Annotated in this window: 17 protein-coding genes; 5 read left to right on the top strand and 12 right to left on the bottom strand. The window is 67.2% G+C overall.

The window, feature by feature from the left end; translation table 11 throughout:
• Positions 1–62: 62 nt before the first annotated feature.
• The 7 genes from AQ619_RS17355 to purU all read right to left on the bottom strand — a co-directional run bounded on the left by AQ619_RS17355 (position 63) and on the right by purU (position 8,076).
• Positions 63–2,510 (bottom strand): glycoside hydrolase family 99-like domain-containing protein, encoded by a 2,448-nt coding sequence (locus AQ619_RS17355; RefSeq protein WP_062150644.1) that lies wholly within the window; start codon positions 2,508–2,510, stop codon positions 63–65.
• Entirely contained in the window at positions 2,507–3,253 is a 747-nt protein-coding gene (locus tag AQ619_RS17350) for an ABC transporter ATP-binding protein (RefSeq protein ID WP_062150642.1), read from the bottom strand. The genes AQ619_RS17355 and AQ619_RS17350 overlap by 4 nt, the downstream gene beginning before the upstream one ends.
• 5 nt (positions 3,254–3,258) lie before the next feature.
• On the bottom strand, positions 3,259–4,056 hold the full coding sequence (locus tag AQ619_RS17345) for an ABC transporter permease (protein WP_062150639.1): 798 nt from the start codon (positions 4,054–4,056) through the stop codon (positions 3,259–3,261).
• Between the two features lie 251 nt (positions 4,057–4,307).
• Positions 4,308–5,177, bottom strand: coding sequence for a glucose-1-phosphate thymidylyltransferase RfbA (rfbA, locus tag AQ619_RS17340; protein ID WP_062150634.1), 870 nt, complete (start codon positions 5,175–5,177; stop codon positions 4,308–4,310).
• Positions 5,178–5,208: 31 nt separating this feature from the next.
• A complete protein-coding gene (gene rfbD, locus AQ619_RS17335) occupies positions 5,209–6,093 on the bottom strand; it encodes a dTDP-4-dehydrorhamnose reductase (protein WP_062150631.1) in 885 nt (294 codons plus the stop codon).
• Positions 6,093–7,157 (bottom strand): dTDP-glucose 4,6-dehydratase, encoded by a 1,065-nt coding sequence (rfbB, locus tag AQ619_RS17330; protein WP_062150628.1) that lies wholly within the window; start codon positions 7,155–7,157, stop codon positions 6,093–6,095. Before rfbB ends, rfbD begins: the two co-directional genes overlap by 1 nt.
• A 76-nt stretch (positions 7,158–7,233) precedes the next feature.
• On the bottom strand, positions 7,234–8,076 hold the full coding sequence (gene purU / locus AQ619_RS17325) for a formyltetrahydrofolate deformylase (RefSeq protein WP_062150625.1): 843 nt from the start codon (positions 8,074–8,076) through the stop codon (positions 7,234–7,236).
• Between the two features lie 358 nt (positions 8,077–8,434).
• Here purU and argE point away from each other — a divergent pair, with 358 nt between their 5' ends.
• Entirely contained in the window at positions 8,435–9,610 is a 1,176-nt protein-coding gene (gene argE, locus AQ619_RS17320) for an acetylornithine deacetylase (RefSeq protein WP_062150623.1), read from the top strand.
• 43 nt (positions 9,611–9,653) lie between these two features.
• Here argE and AQ619_RS17315 read toward each other — a convergent pair whose 3' ends face one another.
• The gene (locus AQ619_RS17315; RefSeq protein ID WP_062150620.1) at positions 9,654–10,676 is read right to left on the bottom strand and encodes a glycosyltransferase family 2 protein; all 1,023 of its coding nucleotides are present in this window, start codon (positions 10,674–10,676) and stop codon (positions 9,654–9,656) included.
• A gap of 33 nt (positions 10,677–10,709) precedes the next feature.
• Here AQ619_RS17315 and rfbC point away from each other — a divergent pair, with 33 nt between their 5' ends.
• The 3 genes from rfbC to AQ619_RS17300 all read left to right on the top strand — a co-directional run bounded on the left by rfbC (position 10,710) and on the right by AQ619_RS17300 (position 13,584).
• Entirely contained in the window at positions 10,710–11,273 is a 564-nt protein-coding gene (gene rfbC, locus AQ619_RS17310) for a dTDP-4-dehydrorhamnose 3,5-epimerase (RefSeq protein WP_062150616.1), read from the top strand.
• Positions 11,274–11,402: 129 nt separating this feature from the next.
• Positions 11,403–12,299: an alpha/beta fold hydrolase gene (locus AQ619_RS17305; RefSeq protein WP_062151821.1), complete on the top strand. Its 897-nt coding sequence runs from the start codon at positions 11,403–11,405 to the stop codon at positions 12,297–12,299.
• Between the two features lie 82 nt (positions 12,300–12,381).
• The gene (locus AQ619_RS17300) at positions 12,382–13,584 is read left to right on the top strand and encodes a threonine ammonia-lyase (RefSeq protein WP_062150614.1); all 1,203 of its coding nucleotides are present in this window, start codon (positions 12,382–12,384) and stop codon (positions 13,582–13,584) included.
• 125 nt (positions 13,585–13,709) lie between these two features.
• Here the strand turns inward: AQ619_RS17300 and AQ619_RS17295 are convergent, their stop codons facing one another.
• The gene (locus tag AQ619_RS17295) at positions 13,710–14,207 is read right to left on the bottom strand and encodes an FKBP-type peptidyl-prolyl cis-trans isomerase (protein WP_062150611.1); all 498 of its coding nucleotides are present in this window, start codon (positions 14,205–14,207) and stop codon (positions 13,710–13,712) included.
• A gap of 167 nt (positions 14,208–14,374) precedes the next feature.
• On the opposite strand from AQ619_RS17295, the gene AQ619_RS17290 reads away from it, so the two are divergent.
• Positions 14,375–15,247 (top strand): UTP--glucose-1-phosphate uridylyltransferase, encoded by an 873-nt coding sequence (locus AQ619_RS17290; protein ID WP_062150607.1) that lies wholly within the window; start codon positions 14,375–14,377, stop codon positions 15,245–15,247.
• A gap of 50 nt (positions 15,248–15,297) precedes the next feature.
• Here the strand turns inward: AQ619_RS17290 and AQ619_RS17285 are convergent, their stop codons facing one another.
• Genes AQ619_RS17285 through fzlA form a run of 3 tightly spaced genes read right to left on the bottom strand, consistent with a single transcriptional unit; the run spans position 15,298 to position 18,201 of the window.
• The gene (locus tag AQ619_RS17285) at positions 15,298–16,344 is read right to left on the bottom strand and encodes an alpha/beta fold hydrolase (protein ID WP_084746133.1); all 1,047 of its coding nucleotides are present in this window, start codon (positions 16,342–16,344) and stop codon (positions 15,298–15,300) included.
• Between the two features lie 53 nt (positions 16,345–16,397).
• Positions 16,398–17,534 (bottom strand): tRNA epoxyqueuosine(34) reductase QueG, encoded by a 1,137-nt coding sequence (gene queG, locus AQ619_RS17280; protein WP_062150604.1) that lies wholly within the window; start codon positions 17,532–17,534, stop codon positions 16,398–16,400.
• Positions 17,515–18,201 carry an FtsZ-binding protein FzlA gene (gene fzlA / locus AQ619_RS17275; protein WP_062151815.1) on the bottom strand — a complete coding sequence of 229 codons (687 nt, stop codon included), beginning with the start codon at positions 18,199–18,201 and terminating at the stop codon, positions 17,515–17,517. Before fzlA ends, queG begins: the two co-directional genes overlap by 20 nt.
• Positions 18,202–18,210 lie beyond the last annotated feature (9 nt).

Raw genomic sequence — 18,210 nt, 5'->3', positions numbered from 1 at the left:
CCCTGTCGCCTCAAGCCGAAACAGGTTCCGCCCGCCCTGGCCCTGTGCCGGCAGGCCCTGGCCTAAAGATCCCAGGACACCCGGAATCCGGCCGCTTCGGCCAGGCAGCCGACACTGCGCTCAAAGGCGTGGGCCAGGGTCCCGTCAACCCGGCCAAGCTCGGGCTCAAAGGTCAGGTCGTGACCCGCCAGGGCCTCGAAGGCTGCAATGCGGCCCCAGAACATCGTCCCGGCCGGAAAGGCCGTGTCGGGGCCATAACGGAAGTTCAGCTGCCGCGACAGGCGGTCGACGCCCTCGCCATTGTGGACCATGACGCCCGGATCGCTGAACAGCATGCGGGCGCTGTCCGGGGCCAGCAGGCCCAGCCGAGCATCCCCGGCAAACAGGTCGAGGGCCTTGCGGGCGCGCTCGGCCGACATCAGGCCGTCCAGCAGCCGGTCGCGCCAGGCGGCACCGTCCGACCGGTGCGGGGACTTCTTCGTATGGGCCTTGCAGAAGACCGTATGGCCGCGCTCACGGGCGATCCGCAGGGCGGTCAGGAACGGCAGCACATCCCGGCCGCGATTGGCCATGGGCACCAGGACGGCCCCCGGTACCGCCGCCGCCAGGGCCTCGACGGCCGCCTCCGACCACTGGTCGGGGAAGGTGATGATGACGTCCATCTCGGCCCGTAGCGGTGCCAGGCGCTGGGCCAGGTCGTCGACCAGATCGGCATAGAAGATGTGAAACAGCATCACCGCGTCATGGCGCTTCTCGCTGCCTTGCGAGGCGGCGACGGCCGGGTGGTTGCGGGCCGGGGTCGGGGCGCGGCTGGCGACAGCATTGCGCAGGGCCTGGGCCGAGGCATGGCCCAGCCAGCGGTCCGGCTCCAGATAGGCCCCCTCGCCCCATTCGTTCCAGGCATTGACGAAGACCAGCCGCTCGTCCGCCGGAGCCAGACGCACCGAACAGTCGAGGGCGGCGCCGGCCCAGTCATGAAAGCGTTGCGGCGTGGCCTGGTGAAAGATGTTGCCGCAGCCCGGCTTGCGGGCCTCATTGTCCCAGGAGGGCATCACGCCGGGATAGATCCGGGGGTCCGTCCGGCTTTCAAGGGCGGCGATCCGGTCCTGGACCACGGCGTCATAGTCATAGACCCGGCCGTTGAAGTCGGGATTGAGACGCTCGACGCTTTCGGTGATCTCGCCCTTTTTCAGGGCATGGGGCGGAAACTCGACCTGGCCGTCGAAGCCCGCTTCCCGCCAGGCCGAATAGCCGAAGGCGTTGGTGCAGAGGATGAACAGCTCGCCCAGACCCCGCTCGCGGGCGCGGTCCCGCCAGCGCTCGAGCGTGGCGGCCGCATCGGGCAGGGTGTCGGGGCGATAGAGGATCAGCAGCGGCCGGCCGCCCACCCGGACATAGCGCGGCGAGGCCATGTAGCGGGCCAGATCGTCGAGCAGGGCCAGGTCGTCTTCCGGCGAATGGTCCTGGGCCATCAGGACGTCCTGTTCGTCGCCATCCCAGCGGCGGGTCCAGTTCTCGTTGGCCCAGCAGAGGGCGAAGGGCAGGTCGATGGCGGGATCGGCGACAAAGGCGTCGAGCGGCCGTTCCAGCAGCCGCTTGCCGCCGAACCAGTAGTAATGGAAGCAGAAGGCGTCGACGCCGGCGCTGCGGGCCAGGGCCGCCTGGGCCTGCAGGACCTCGGGCACCCTCAGGTCATAGAAGCCCAGTTCGCCGGGCAGGCGGGGCTGGTAATGGCCGACAAACTGCGGCGTCGCCTTGCTGACATTGGTCCACTCGGTGAAGCCCTTGCCCCACCACTGGTCGTTCTCCGGGAACGGATGGTACTGCGGCAGGTAGAAGGCCAGCACGCGGGGGGCCTCATCGGCCCTTGGCGGCGGACCCAGGGCCGGAGCGGCGAAATGGGGGCTGAAGGCGTGCCGCGCCACATTGAAGGCGTGCTGATAGGCGTCGCGCCAGGGGTCCTGACGGCGCGGTGTCAGGGTCTGGCGGACCAGGCGGAGCGTGCTCTCGGGATGCCTCAGGGTGCGCAGGGCGATCCGGACCGCCCGGGCGGTGCCAGGGGCCATCCGGCGGAGTCCGGCCCGCAGCAGACGGCGGGGAGCCGACAGCCGCGGTGCCCCGGCGGCGGGCTCGGCGGCGGGTTCGAGCCGAAAGGCGCTGAGTTCGAACAGGCCCGGCGCACTGGAGGGCAGCAGCACGACCTGGCTGAGGGCCCCGGCATTGGTATGGGCCACCACCACATAGGTGTCTTCCGCCAGGCGCTTGAGCATCACGGGCTGGGCCTGGTCAAGACCATCGCCCCAGTCGATCAGGACACTCGGGGCCTCGACCTGGCCTTCAAGGGCTCGAAGCGTCACCGTCACCCGGACAGACGCGATGTCGTCAAAGGGTGGCTGTTCGGCCCGGGTCAGGCGCAGCAGCAGTTCCGCGTCGGGGGCATGGGTCCTGAACTGACCGGGCGTTCCGGTCGGCTCGACGGCCTTCCGGGGCGCAGGAAGCCGCTCGCTCACGCGGCGCTGCTTCTCTCGAGCCATTCTTCCGTGGTGCCCAGGAAGGTCGGCACGCCGGATTCCATGGTCATGACCTTGTTGCAGACCTTGGCGGCCAGTTGATAGTCGTGGGTGGCCAGCACAACGATCTTGGCGGAATCGACCATGCTGTTGAGACGGTCGGCGGCGCGCTTCTGGAAGTCGGCGTCGCCGGCGCTGATCCACTCGTCCATGATCAGGATCTCGGCGTCCATCTGGGTGGCCACCGAGAAGGTCAGGCGCGCGGCCATGCCGGCTGAATAGGTTTTCAGCGGCATGTGCACGAAGGCACCGAGGCCGGAAAACTCGACGATCGAGGGCAGGCGCTTCTTGATCTCGCGGTCCGACATCATCTGCATCATGGCCAGGTTGCGGATGTTCTCCAGACCCGAGGCTTCGATGTCGAGGCCGACCGAGATCGAGATCATCGAGCTGATCCGCCCGCGCACATCCACCTTGCCCGAGGTCGGCGAATAGATGCCGGCCAGGATCTTCAGCAGCGAGGTCTTGCCTGAACCGTTGTGGCCGATCACCGCCAGGCGGTCGCCTTCCTGGAGCTTCAGGCTGACATTCGACAGGGCCCGGACATAGGTGACGTCCTTGCCCTCCTGGATCAGACGGCCGCCGACCGCCATGTTCAGCACGGTGTTGCGCAGCGACTGGGCGCGCACGCTGTAGAGGTTGTAGTCGAGCGTGACGTCGGTGAGTTCGATGGAACTGTTCATGTCGCCTACAGCCAGAACACGACGCGGGTGCGGACAAGGGTGAGGCTGATCAGCGTAAGCAGCGCGGCGACGCCGAGGAAGGCCAGTGACGCCTGGACATCATGGATCGGCGCAGCGGCCCCCATCAACGGCTGCCGGACAATCTCAAGCAGGTGGCTGAACGGGTTGAGATCGACGATCCAGCGCATTGATTCGGGAACCTGTGTGCGTTTCCAAAACACGGGTGTGAGCATGAACAGGCTCTGTGCGACGAAACCGACCATATAGTTGATGTCGCGGAAACGCACTGAGATCATGCCCAGCGGAATGCTGATGAACAGGCCCGTCAGCAGGGCGATGGGCAGGTTCACCAGCAGGGTCCAGTGCGGGATCACCGCAAGCTTCATCAGGATCAGCACCAGCCACAGACCGATGATCTGGTGCAGGAAGTTGATGAAGGTCTTGCTCATCTGCTGGAAGGCATGAAAGCTCAGCGGCAGGTTGCGCACCTGCATCAAGCCAGCGGCATTGACGAAGGTATTGGCGATCTCGGGCAGGATGCCGCCGGTGATCGACCAGCCGACCACGCCGATCATGATGAAGGACAGGTTGTCCTTGGCGTCGCCGCCGAAGATCGAGCCGAAGACGATGGCCAGGGAGAAGGCGGTCGCCAGGGTGGTGCTGGCCATCCAGACAGGACCCAGCAGGCTGCGGCGATAGCGCGTCACGGTCTGTTCGATACTGACCCGCCACCACAGAGGCGTCAGGAGCACGCCGCGGTACAGGTCCAGCGCGGCGGCCTTGAAACTTCCGAAGAGGCTCATTCAGAAGCCATTCCTGTTGACGGCAGACAAATCCGAACACTCTCGCAAACAGGTTGGCGACGGCCGAAGCCGTCCAACTTTCCACTCCGGTGAAGCGGGCGCCTTCTTAACAGGCCTTGAAGCCTTGTGAAACATCTCATCGGACAGCGTGACTTCGCTGATTTTTCTGGCGGTTTAGGCCGGTTCGGCGGCCTGGACCATTGGTCGGCAAGGCTCTCGGCACCGGTTGACCGGGCCGAAAGCGCTACCGCCTAGTTTTCGGCGATCGACCGCAGATAGGCCCCGTAGGGCGACTTCTGCAGGTCATGGGCCAGGCCCAGAAGCTGGTCGGTATTGATCCAGCGGTTCTGGTAGGCGACCTCTTCGCAGCAGCCGATCTTCAGGCCCTGGCGGTGCTCGATGGCCCGCACGAACTCCGAAGCCTCCAGCAGGCTGTCATGGGTGCCGGTATCGAGCCAGGCAAAGCCCCGGCCCATGCGCTCGACCGACAGGGACCCGCTTTCCAGATAGATGCGGTTGATGTCGGTGATCTCCAGCTCGCCGCGCGCCGAAGGCTTCAGGTCGCGGGCGAAATCGACGACCTGGCTGTCATACATGTAGAGGCCGGTCACGGCCCAGTTCGAGCGCGGCTGGGCCGGCTTTTCCTCGATGCTGATGGCGTGATTGTTCTCGTCGAACTCGACCACGCCGTAGCGCTCGGGATCCTTGACCAGATAGGCGAAGACCGAGGCCCCGTTCTGGGCGCGGGTCGCCGCGCTTTCCAGCATGCGGCCCATGCCGGCCCCATAGAACAGGTTGTCGCCGAGGATCAGGGTCGAGGGTCCGTTGCCGACAAATTCGGCCCCGATGCGATAGGCGTCGGCCAGGCCGGTCGGTTCAGCCTGTTCGGCATAGACGAAATTGACGCCCCAGCTGGAGCCGTCGCCCAGCAGGCCCTGGAACAGGGGCAGGTCGCGAGGCGTGCTGATGATCATGATGTCGCGGATGCCCGCCATCATCAGGATCGAGATCGGATAATAGATCATCGGCTTGTCGAAGACCGGCAGCAGCTGCTTGCTGACGCCCAGTGTCACCGGATGCAGACGTGTGCCCGATCCTCCCGCGAGGATGATGCCCTTCATGAATTCCTGCCTCTACTGCCCCGCGCACGGGTCACGTCTGCCGGTGACCCTTGGCTGTCAAATATCTGTCCAGAGCGTCTTGCCACGCCGGCATCGTCCGGCCCAGAGCCTTTTCGACCTTGCCATTGGCCAGCACGCTGTAGGGCGGCCGGCGGGCGGGGGTCGGAAACTCGCTCGTGGGGATCGGCGAGACGCTTGCAGCGACGCCGGCGCGGTCGATGATGGCGCTGGCAAAGTCGTGCCAGCTGGCCGCGCCGGAATTGACCACGTGATAGAGGCCGCCCGGGGCATCGACCCTGATCAGGTCGAGGATCGCCTCGGCGGCGTCCCAGGAGCTGGTCGGCGACATCACCTGGTCGGCGACGACCTTCAGCGCCCCGCGCTCGCGGCCAAACCGGATCATGGTCTCGACGAAATTGCCGCCCTTGCCGCTGGCCCCGGCCACGCCGAACAGGGAGGCGACGCGGGCCACGATGACGTCGTCATGCGCCTGACAGGCCAGGACTTCGCCCTGCAGCTTGGTCTCGCCATAGACATTGATCGGGGCCGGCGCGGCCTCCTCGTCCAGCGGCGTCCGCTGGGCCTGGCCGCCGAACACATAGTCGGTCGAGACCTGGACGAGCCGGGCCTTTTTGCGGGCGCAGGTCCTGGCGAGCGCCTCGGCGAACCGGGCATTGATGGCTACGGCAGGAGCCGGATTGGCCTCGCAGTCGTCGACGCGGGTGACGGCGACACTGTTGATGGCGACATCGAAGTCCAGATCGGCCAGGGCCGCATCGAGGCCTGCGAGATCAGTCGCGTCGAAGGCCGGGCGCTGCAGGGCGACCAGGTCGAGGCCGCGCGCTGCGGCCAGGGCCGAGAGATCGTGTCCCAACTGGCCGTTGGCACCGAAGAGCGCGATGCGCGGAGAAGACATCAGGCGGACTTCAGCCCCAGGCGCTGGCCGTCATAGCGTTCGCGCAGCGGCCGCCACCAGTCCTCGCGGGCGAGGTACCATTCGACGGTCTTGCGCAGGCCGGTCTCGAAGTTCTCCTGCGCCTTCCAGCCCAGCTCGGCCTCCAGCTTGCTGGCGTCGATGGCATAGCGGGCGTCGTGTCCCGGACGGTCGAGGACGAACTGGATCAGGTCGCGGCGCTTCAGGCCGGCCTGGGGCCTCAGCTCGTCGAGCAGGTCGCAGATGGCTTCCACCACCTCCAGATTGGTCCGCTCATTGCGGCCGCCGACATTGTAGCTCTCGCCGACCTTGCCCTGAGTGGCGATCAGGACCAGGGCCCGGGCATGGTCATCGACATAGAGCCAGTCGCGGACATTGTCGCCCTTGCCATAGACCGGCAGCGGCTTGCCCTCGAGGGCATTGAGGGTGACCAGCGGGATCAGCTTCTCGGGGAAGTGATAGGGCCCGTAATTGTTGGAGCAGTTGGAGACCACCACCGGCAGGCCATAGGTGTGGTGCCAGGCGCGGACGAGATGGTCGGACGAGGCCTTGGAGGCCGAATAGGGCGAGCGCGGATCATAGGGCGTGGTCTCGGAGAACAGCCCTTCGGCCCCCAGGCTGCCGAACACCTCGTCAGTGGAGATGTGATGGAAGCGGAAGGCCTCGGCAGCGGCGCTGTCCAGGCTGCGCCAGTAGTCCAGGGCCGCCTGCAGCATCACATAGGTGCCGATGACATTGGTCTGGATGAAGGCCCCCGGACCGGTGATCGAGCGGTCGACATGCGACTCGGCGGCCAGGTGCATGATGTGGGTCGGCCGGAACGCGGCGATGGCCTCGGTGACGGCCGAGGTATCGGCCACGTCGCCCTTCACGAACGAATAGCTGTTGTGGCCGCGCAGGTCGGCCAGGCTGGCCTCCGAGGCGGCATAGGTCATGGCGTCGAAATTGAGGATCGCCGCATCGCCGAGATCCGCCAGGTAGCGACAGACCGCCGATCCGATGAAGCCGCAGCCGCCGGTGACCATGATGCGGAGGTTTTGCGACATGCAAGATCCTTCAGAATACCAAGCCCGCCCCGTAGCTTAGAAGCGCGGCGGGACGCAACCCGCTTCTCCGGCCAGGCTAGTCGGTGAACACCACCGTCTTGCGGCCGTTCAGCAGGACGCGGTCCTCCAGCTGGTAGCGCAGGGCGCGGGCCAGGACGCGGCGCTCGATGTCGCGACCCTTGCGGATCAGGTCCTCGGGCGTGTCGCGATGGCTGATGCGCTCGACGTCCTGCTCGATGATCGGCCCCTCGTCGAGGTCACCGGTGACATAGTGGGCCGAGGCCCCGATCACCTTCACGCCGCGCGCATGGGCCTGGTGATAGGGCTTGGCGCCCTTGAAGCCCGGCAGGAACGAGTGGTGGATATTGATGCAGCGCCCGGCAAGCTTGGCCGACAGACCCTCCGACAGCACCTGCATGTAGCGGGCGAGCACGACGATGTCGGTCCGGGTGTCCTGGATCAGCTGCCACAGGGCTGCTTCCTGCTCGAACTTGGTCTCTTTCGTCACCGGCAGGTGATGGAAGGGCAGGCCGGTCAGGTCGACATTGGCGTAGGTCTCGGCCGGGTGGTTGGCCACGACGCCGGCGATCTCCATCGGCAGCTCGCCGATCTTCCAGCGATAGACCAGGTCGGCCAGGCAGTGGTCGAACTTGCTGGCCAGGATCATCACCCGGTAGCGATCCTTGCGGTCGCGCAGGGTCCATTTCATCGACAGGGCCTGAGCCACCACCCTGAAATCGGCGCGCAGGGCGTCATGATCGGCCCCGTCGGCGTCGAACACCACGCGCATGAAGAACTGGCCGGTCTCCTGATCGTCGAACTGCTGGGCGTCGAGTATGTTGCAGGCTCGCTCGAACAGGAAGGCGGACACCTTGGCGACGATGCCGCGCTGGTCGGGACAGGAAAGGGTCAGGATCATGATCCGCTCCCTCTAGAGGCTTGTCGCGCCGAAGAAAAGCCGCCAGCCCCGGCGCGCGAGGATGAATTCGCTCGTAGAGAGCGGAGATCGCCATGGCTTCAGCACGGTCTTGCCCCGCCCTTCTCGCTAGCCAAGTCTGCTCATAGGGCGTCGCAGCGGGAAAAGCGGTCATCCCGGACAAGTCCGGCGATAGCCGGGCGCAGATCCGGGACCGCCGGAAACGCGGCGCACAGGCGTCGATCCCGGATCTGCGCGCTGCGCCCCCGGCGCAAGGTCGGGGCGGGATGACAACCGTTTTTCGTCTGCCTCCAACAGCCCTGCCTAGGCAGCGGCGGTGATACGGGGCTAGGCTCGCCCCATGGCATCCTCTTCCGAAGCGCTGTCCGACCGCGCCATCGACCTTCTGGCCAGGCTGGTGTCGTTCGACACCACCTCGCGCCTGTCCAATCTCGCGCTGATCGAATGGGTCGAGGCCTACCTGTCCGGCCTGGGGGTGGCCTCGCGGCGGGTGCCCAATGCCGACGGGACCAAGTCGAACCTGCTGGCCACCATCGGCCCGGCGGTCGAGGGCGGGGTCGTGTTGTCGGGCCACACAGACGTGGTGCCGGTCGACGGTCAGCCCTGGTCGACCGACCCGTTCGTTCTGACCGAGCGTGACGGCCGGCTCTATGGCCGGGGAACCTGCGACATGAAGGGCTTCCTGGCCCTGACCCTGGCCGCCGCCCCGGACCTGGTGGCCGCGACGCTCTCCAGGCCCGTGCACCTGGCCTTTTCCTATGACGAGGAGGTCGGCTGCCTGGGCGCGCCCGACATGATCGCGGTGATCGCCCGCGACCTGCCCAGGCCGGCCCTGGTGGTGGTCGGCGAGCCAACCGACATGGTCGCGGTCCAGGGCCACAAGGGCATTGCCAGTTTCCGGGTCACGGTCTCGGGCCGCGAAGCCCATTCCAGCCTGACCCATCTGGGCGTCTCGGCCAACATGGCGGCGATCAGGCTGATGGCGGGCCTTGTCGAGCTGTCGGAACGCCTGGAGCGCGAGGCCGACCCCGCCTCGCCGTTCACGCCCAGGGGCGCGACCCTGACCATCGGCCAGGTCAATGGCGGCACGGCGGTCAATATCCTGGCCCGCGAATGCGTGTTCATCTTCGACCTGCGCACCCCGCCCGGCATGGATCCGCTGGCGATCCTCGCGGACTTCTTCACCAGGGCCGAGGCCATGGACGCCGAGCTGAAGGCCCGCGCCCCGGAGGCCGGGGTCAGGGTCGAGCGCCGCTCCCTGACCCCTTCGTTCGCGCCGGAGGTCGACGGCGTCGCCGAGGCCTTTGCCCGTCGCATGGCCGGCGACAACGGCCCGGCCCGGGTGGTGCCCTATGCCGCCGAGGCCGGGCAGTTCCAGGGGGCGGGCTTCTCGACGGTGATCTGCGGTCCGGGCTCGATCGACCAGGCCCACCAGCCCGACGAGTTCGTGGAGATCTCCCAGATGCAGCGCGGGGCGGCCTTCATGGCGCGTTTGGTGGAAGAGCTTTCCCTCTAGATCTTCGTCATCCCGCGAATAGGTCGCGGGATAACGGAAAACCTTAGAGCTTCGGCTTCCGGATCACGAACCGCCGCCCGATGAACGCCGCCGGGTCGATCGACATCACCCGCAGGATCGCGCCCGAACCCGTCTTGCGTCGCGCCTGAACCGCCTTGCGGTCGGCCAGCACCGCGTCCAGGGCCGGTTGTGCCAGGGCCGCCTTGATCCCGCGCACCGCCGGCCCGGCGTCGCCCCGGCGCAGGTGCAGCAGCAGCAGGGCCGCCGTTACCGCCACATGCAGCGGGGTGGTCAGCCAGAGCAGCAGGGGCGGGGTGTTCTTGAGGAAGGTCCAGACCCGGTTGCGCGAGCCGTGGAAGATGGCGAAGTCCGAACGCACGCCGGTGCTGGCCGAGCCGACATGGGCCACCCGCGCACCGGGGAGCAGCAGGGTCCTGTGGCCGGTCAGGCGCAGCCGATAGCCCAGATCCACATCCTCGCAGTAGCAGAAGAACCGCTCATCAAAGCCGCCGAGGTCTGCAAACAGCGCCTTGTCGATCAGCATGGCCGCGCCGCAGGACGAGAACACCTCGCCCTCGGGCAGATTAGCCGGCAGCCGGCGGCCATAGCCGCCCCGGAACGGAATGCCGGCCGAGGTCATGTTGTCGCCGGCCCCGTCCAGCACACCGGGATCATCGGCCGAGGTCTGCAGCGAGGCAAAGCTTTGAACGGCCGGATGCCGTGCCGCGCCGTCCATCAGGCCCGCCAGCCAGCCGGGCTCGGGATAGGCGTCGGGATTGAGCAGGGCCAGCCAGCGGCCTCTCGCCTGTTTCACCGCCAGATTATTGCCCGCCGCGAAGCCGAGATTGGCCCCAGGCTCGAGGAAGCGGATCGAGGGGTCGGCCGCCACGGCCGCCTGGGGCGCGCCGTCGGTCGAGGCATTGTCGACCAGCAGGATTTCGAAGTCGGTGAAGGTCTGGGCCGCGAGGCCCGCCAGGCAGCGTTCCAGGGTCGGACCGCTCTCATAGGAGACGATGATCACGCTGATGCTTGGCGCGCTCTTGTCATCGGCGGTCACAGACGGCATCGGTGGCGAACTTGTCCCTGGAGCGTTCTGGTCATGAAAATCACCCCCCTGGCGATTCCCGAGGTCCTGCTTATCACGCCCGCCCGCCATGGCGACGAGCGCGGCTGGTTTTCGGAGACCTTCCGCGAGTCAGCGCTGAAGGAGGCCGGCTTCGAACGGATCTTCGTGCAGGACAATCATGTGCGCTCGACCAAGCGCGGCATCCAGCGTGGCCTGCACTATCAGAAGCCGCCCCATGCCCAGGACAAGCTGCTGCGCTGCGTGGTCGGGTCGATCTTCGATGTGGCCGTCGACATCCGCAAGGGCTCGCCGACCTATGGCCAGTGGGTCGGGGCCGAGCTGTCGGCGGAGAACCGCCAGCAGCTGCTGGTGCCCCAGGGCTTCGCCCACGGCTACTGCACCCTGACCGAGGACTGCGAGGTGCTCTACAAGTGCACCGACTACTACACCCCGGCCGCCGAAGGCGGGGTGCGCTGGAGCGATCCGGCCATCGGCATCGACTGGACGATTCCGACGGCGGAGATCGGCGCCAATGCGCGGGACGAGGCGGCGCCGCTGCTGGCCGAGATCGACTCGCCGTTCGTCTACGGGGGCTGACTACTCGCCCCCTCCGCGCCTGCGGCGCTCCTCCCCCGGAGGGGGAAGATGAAATCATCCGCCCCCTCCGGGGGCGGACGACCGCGAAGCGGTCAGGTGGGGGCAAGTGGCTGGACCATGGAGAAAAAGATGACCTTCACCGACCTCTTCTGGACCTCCGGCGAAGGCCTGCCGCTGCATGCCCGCGACTATGCCCCAATGGGCGTTATTGGCGGCGAAACCTCCGGACTGCCGGTGATCTGCATCCACGGCCTGACCCGCAATGGCCGGGATTTCGAGGATCTGGCCCCGCTGATCGCGGCCCGGGGCCGGCGAGTCCTGGCGGTGGATGTGCGCGGCCGGGGCCTGTCAGCCTGGGACCCCCAGCCGCTGAACTATCATCCCGGCACCTATGCCGGCGACATCGTCGCCCTGCTGGCCGCCACCGGGATCGAGAAGGCGGTGTTTGTCGGCACCAGCATGGGCGGCCTGATCACCATGGTCCTGGCGTCGTTCAAGCCGGAAGCCATTGCGGCGGTGGTGCTGAACGATGTCGGCCCCGAGCTTTCGCCGGTCGGCCTGACCCGCATTGCCGCCTATGCCGGCGGGGCCAGCCGGTTTGAGACCTGGGACGAGGCCGTGGCCTATGCCCGCCGCATCAACCAGGCCGCCTTCCCGGCCTATGGCGACGCCGACTGGGACCGTTTCGCCCGCCGGGTCTTCGACGAGAAGGACGGCGGCTTCGTCCTGGCCTGCGATCCGGACATCTCGGCCCCGATCAAGGCGGCGGCCGCCGCCAGCCAGAACGGGGCCTCGGCCCTGGCCCCCGACATGTATCCCCTGTTCCGGGCCCTGACCCAGGACCGTCCGGTGTTGCTGGTGCGTGGCGGCATTTCCGACCTTGTCGATCCGGCGATCGTGGAACGAATGTGCGCCGCCGCCCCCGCCATGGCGGTGGTCGAGGTCCCCGGAGTCGGTCATGCGCCAATGCTCACCGAGCCCGAAGCCTGGGCTGCGATCGCTGATCTGCTCGATCGGGTTCCCTGAGGCACCGCAGGGCGTGCGGAGCCGGGATCGAATGTGCTAGACGCCCCCGGACGCCGGTGTTCGGCGTCCAGACAGGTAGCTCATGACTCTCGACCTCGCCGCCATCCAGGCCGCCGCCGGCCGCCTCAAGGGCCATATCGAGCGCACGCCGTGCCGCTATTCCAAGACCTTGTCCAAGATCACCGGGGCCGAGGTCTGGGTGAAGTTCGAGAACCTTCAATTCACGGCCGCCTACAAGGAGCGCGGGGCGCTCAACAAGCTGATGCTGCTCTCGGACGCCGAAAAGGCGACGGGCGTGATCGCCGCCAGCGCCGGCAACCATGCCCAGGGGCTGGCCTATCACGGCGCCCGGCTGGGCGTGCCTGTCACCATCGTCATGCCCAAGACCACCCCCTTCGTGAAGGTGCAGCACACCCGCGACTTCGGGGCCACGGTGATCATCGAGGGCGAGACCTATGACGACGCCAATGCCCATGCCCTGCGCCTGCGCGAAGAGCAGGGCCTGACCTTCGTCCACCCGTTCGACGACTATGACATCATGGCCGGACAGGGCACCATCGCCCTGGAGATGCTGGAAGACGCCCCCGACCTCGAGATCCTGCCGGTGCCGATCGGCGGCGGCGGGCTGATCAGCGGCGTGGCCACGGCGGCCAAGGCCCTGAAGCCCGATATCCGCATCATCGGCTGCGAACCGGCCATGTACCCGTCCTTCACCGCCAAGATGCGCGGCATGACCGCCCATTGCGGCGGTCAGACCATTGCCGAGGGCGTGGCGGTCAAGACCGTGGGCGAGCTGACCTATGGCGTGGCCCGGCCGCTGATCGATGACGTGCTGCTGCTGGAAGAGCCGCATCTGGAACAGGCGGTCTCGCTCTACTGCAATGTCGAAAAGACCATTGCCGAGGGCGCCGGGGCGGCTTCCCTGGCGGCCCTGCTGGCCTATCCGGAGCGCTTCCGGGGCAAGAAGTGCGGCCTGATCCTGTGCGGCGGCAATATCGACACCCGCCTGCTGGCCTCGGTCCTGACCCGCGAACTGGTCCGGGCCCAGCGGCTGGTCAGCCTGCGGATCGTCGGCGATGACCGTCCGGGCCTGCTGTCGACCGTGGCCAATGTGATCGGCGTCATGGGCGCCAATATCATCGAGGTCAATCACAACCGCCTGGCCCTGGACGTGCCGGCCAAGGGCGCGGAGTTCGACATCACCATCGAAACCCGCGACGCCCAGCACACCCAGGAGATCATCGACGCCCTCCGCGAGAAGGGCTACCCGCCGCGGCCGGTGTAAGGGCGCCAGCTGCTCCCCCTCTGGGGGAGCTGTCGCGAGGCGACTGAGGGGGCTAATGCGGCTTAGGCCGAGCTTGCCCCCTCCGGCCCTCTGGGCCACCTCCCCCAAGAGGGGAGGATCTAAACCTACCCCTTCGCCGTCCCGGTCGGTGCGCGGAGCACGTCGATCAGTTCGATGCGGAAGATCATCACGCTGTTGCCGGGGATCGGGCCCTTGTCCTGGGCACCATAGCCCAGGGCCGGCGGCACATAGAGCATCCACTCGTCGCCGGCCTTCATGCGCTGCAGGGCGATGACCCAGGCCGGCACCAGGCCGTCCAGCGGGAACGAGGCGGGCACGCCGCGCTCATAGCTGCTGTCGAAGATCGTGCCGTCGATCAGCTTGCCCTCGTAATTGACCTTCACCTCGTCGGCACGCGTCGGGTGCATGCCGCCGTTCGGGCCCGAGCGGATGATCTTGTACTGCAGGCCTTCAGGCAGGGTGACGACGCCGGGCTCCTTGGCGTTCTTGGCCATGAAGGCGTCGGCGGCCACCAGGTTCTCGGCGGCCTTCTTGTTGCCGCAGCCGGCCAGGGAGACGGCCGCCCCGGCGGTCAGGAGGGTAAGAAGGGCACGACGATGCATGGGGGAGCCTCCGAAACGGTTCTGGCGAACCAGCTAGCAGGCCCCGCGCGAAGATCAATCTTCCGCGTGCCGCCAGCCCGATGACAGAGAGGATTTCATCGAACGACGGTGGCGTTTCGGGTTTTCGCCCCCTAGAACCCTCTGCAAGCGAAAACCATGAGGCGCTCATGAAACCCGTCCGCAAGGCTGTTCTTCCCGTCGCCGGCTTCGGCACCCGCGTTCTGCCGGGCACCAAGACGACCCCGAAGGAACTGCTCAATGTCGTGGACCGGCCGATCCTGTCCTACATCGTGGCCGAGGCCCGGGCGGCGGGGATCGAGCACTTCATCTTCGTGACCGGACGCAACAAGGGCGCGATCGAGGACTATTTCGATCATCAGGTCGAGCTCGAGGCGGCCCTGGCGGCCAAGGGCAAGACCGATCTGCTCAAGGAGCTGCTGGACGAGCTGCCCAAGCCCGGCGAGATGAGCTTCGTGCGCCAGATGGCCCCCCTGGGCCTGGGCCACGCCGTCTGGTGTGCCCGCGACATCGTCGGCGACGAGCCGTTTGCGGTGCTGCTGCCCGACATGGTCATGCACGCCCAGACCTCGGCCCTGGCCCAGGCCATCGAGGCCTATGACCAGGTCGGCGGCAATATCGTCGTGGTCGAGCCCTGCCCGGCGGGTCAGGCCCACCAGTACGGCATTGTGGCCCTGGACGGCCAGGACGGCCGCCTGAACCGCATGACCGGCATGGTCGAGAAGCCGCCGAAAGGCACCGAGCCCTCCAACCTGTTCATCAGCGGCCGCTACATCCTGCAGCCCGAAATCTTCGACCTGCTGGCCAGCCAGGAAAAGGGGGCCGGCAACGAGATCCAGCTCACCGACTCGATGCTGAAGCTGATGGCGACCCAGGATTTCCACGCCCTGGAATATGAGGGCATCACCTATGACTGCGGCGACAAGATCGGCCTGCTGCGGGCCAATGTCGCCCTGGCCCTGGCCCATCCGGAGCTGGGCCCTGCGGCCCGGGCCGCGATCGAGGAGCTGCTGAAGGCCTAAGCCCTTTCAGACCTTACGGCTTCATCAGGGTCGGGAAAACGCTCCGGGCCCTACCGCGTCTGCGGCAGGACCTGCGTCATCAGGATGTCGTGCTGGGCCGCCAGCAGGCTCTCATTGGGATCATGACCGGCATCGGTCACCAGGCGCCAGGTTTTCCGGGGCGCGGTGATCGAGTCGTAATAGGCCCTGGCCACCTCGGGGGTGGTGACGAGGTCTTCAGAGCCCTGGACGAAGTGCATCGGGATTGCGAAGGCCGGGCCCAGGGCCGGCAGGTCCACATGGGACAGCATGCCGTCGCCCTTCATCCCCACGAACTGGATGAAGGAAAACTCCTCGCCCGCCTCGTAGTCGGCCTGGGCGGCATCGGTGGCATAGGGCGCGGCCGGGGCCCACCAGGCTTTCGGCGCCGGCTTTGCGGTCTTGGCCTCATAGACCCGGGTCGCCCGGCGCAGGGTTCCAAAGGCGCGGGGATTGATCCAGGGCGGCGGTCCCAGGGCCTCGAGCGTGGTCACGGTCGCGGTGTCGCCTGCTGCGCGGGCCAGGGCCATAACCTTCTGGTAGCTGGCGATCTGGTTGTCGGGATTTCGAACCAGCTGGCCCGTGCCGATATAGGCCTGGAACAGCTCGGGCCGCGCCTTGGCCATGTGCACGCCAAGGACTGAGCTCCAGGATCCGACCACCAGCACGACCTTCTTCTGGCCGAGATGGGCGGTGAGATAGGTCGCGACCTCTATGCCGTCCTGGGCCATGCCCTCGATGGTCAGGGGTGCATTGTCCGGATTGCGGCCAAAGGTCTTGCCCGCCCCGCGCTGGTCCCACTGGACCAGGGTGACGTCCTTCTCCCAAGGGCCGTACAGAGCATCGGCAAAGGGGCTGATGGGATTGCCGGGTCCGCCGTGCAGGACGAGGACCACCGGATTGTCGCGGCAAGACCCCTTGATGGTCACCCATTGCTCAATGCCGCCGATCCTGACGAAGCTCTCTTCGTTGATCGGCTGGCAGGCGGGCCTGGCCGGAACCGGCGCGGCCTGGGCCACGGCACCGAGTGAGGTCGCCAGCACAAGGGCGGCGGTGATGATCTTGGCGGCTTGGAACATGGGCTGTGGTAGCAGGCCCTGTCTCCGGGTTCCAGTGTTCGCCGACCCGGGCCTCAGGCGAGCGGGCGAGCCCATTCGTCCAGTACGGCCTGATCCGTTTCGAGCTCACGCGCGCCCGCCGCGGCCGCCCGCCCCGGGTCCAGCCGCCGCGCCGCCCAGACCGCCGCGCCGCGTACCAGCGGGACCGGATCCTGGAGCAGGGGCTCGACGGCGGTCATCAGGGTCGCATCCCCGCTGTTGCCGATCGCATAGAGCACATTGCGCACGAAGCGGTCGCGACCGATCCGCTTGATCGGGTTCTTGGAGAACAGCGCCCGGAATGATGGATCGTCCAGCCCCGCCAGATCGGCCAGGGACGGGCCCTTCAGCGCCTCGCGGGCGTGGAACCTGGCCTCGCCGGCGACCTGGGCGAACTTGTTCCACGGACAGGCCGCCAGGCAGTCGTCGCAGCCATAGATGCGGTTGCCGAGGGCGGGCCGGAACTCGGGCGGGATCGGCCCGGCCAGCTCGATGGTCAGGTAGGAGATGCAGCGTCGGGCATCGAGGCGATAGGGGGCCGGGAAGGCCCCGGTCGGGCAGATGTCCAGACAGGCCCGGCAGGAGCCGCAGTGATCGACCTCGGGCGGATCCGGCGGCAGGCCCAGGGTGGTCAGGACCGATCCCAGGAACAGCCACGAGCCGAATGGCCGCGAGACCAGATTGGTATGCTTGCCCTGCCAGCCCAGGCCGGCCCGCTGGGCCAGGGGCTTTTCCATCAGCGGGGCGGTGTCGACAAAGACCTTCACCTCCTCGCCAAAGCGCCGGTGCATCCAGCCGGCCAGCAGCTTGAGCCGCTTCTTGACCACCTCGTGATAGTCGTCGCCCTGAGCATAGACCGAGATCGCCGCGCGGTCCTTATGGTCGAGGGCGGTCAGCGGATCGTGCTCGGGGCCATAGTTCAGGCCGAGGACCACGGCGCTGCGGGCGTCGGTCCACATGGCGGTGGGATGGCTGCGACGCTCCAGGGTCTCTTCCATCCAGCCCATCTCGCCGTGGAAGCCCTCGGCGACGAACTGGGCCAGCTGCTCGCCATGCGGCCAGGCGGTCGCCGCATCGGCAAAGCCGCAGGCGTCGAAGCCCAGCCGCAGGGCTTCGGCGCGGATCTCGTCGCGAAAGGCCAGGTTCGGGGGGCTAGAAGTCGAGGTCGTCATAATGCGCGGCCGGCGCGAGGCCGGGCCAGCGATCGGCCAGGATGGGCCTGAAGCAGGGCCTCGATTTCAGCTTCATGTACCAGGTCTTGGCGGCCGGGAAGTCCTGCCAGGGCACATCGCCGAAATAGTCGATCACCGACAGGTGGGCGGCGGCGGCGAAGTCGGCCAGGCTCATCCGCCTGCCGGCCAGCCAGTCGCGGGTCTGCAACAGGCCGTCGACATAGGCCAGATGGTGGCGCAGGCCCTCGCGGCCCCGACGCAGGGCGGCCAGGTCCGGCGCGCCCAGCCGCAGCAGGCGCTTTTCCATCTTCTCGTGCAGCAGGAAGCCGTTGACCTCGTTGTCGAACTTGCGGTCGAACCACTGCAGCAGACGGCGGGCCTCGGCGCGCTCGGCCGCGTCGCGACCCAGCAGGGCCGGTTCGGGATCCTGTTCCTCGATATGTTCCAGGATCGCCCGGGTCTCGCAGATCACGGTCCGGCGTTCGTGGCGGATCTCGACCAGGACCGGGGTGATGCCCGACGGGTTCAGGCTGAGGAAATCTGGCGCACCTTCCCAGTAGCGAACCTGGACCTCGGCGAAGACCAGACGCTTTTCACCCAGGGCCAGACGCACCTGCCGCGAGGCGGGGTCCAGGGGGAAATGGTGAAGGGTGCGATCGACGCTCATGCCCATTGA

The organism is Caulobacter henricii, assembly GCF_001414055.1.
GTDB lineage: Bacteria > Pseudomonadota > Alphaproteobacteria > Caulobacterales > Caulobacteraceae > Caulobacter > Caulobacter henricii.
The sequence above is the reverse complement of the archived record's forward strand: the minus strand, read 5'-3'. Positions and strand labels throughout refer to the sequence as shown.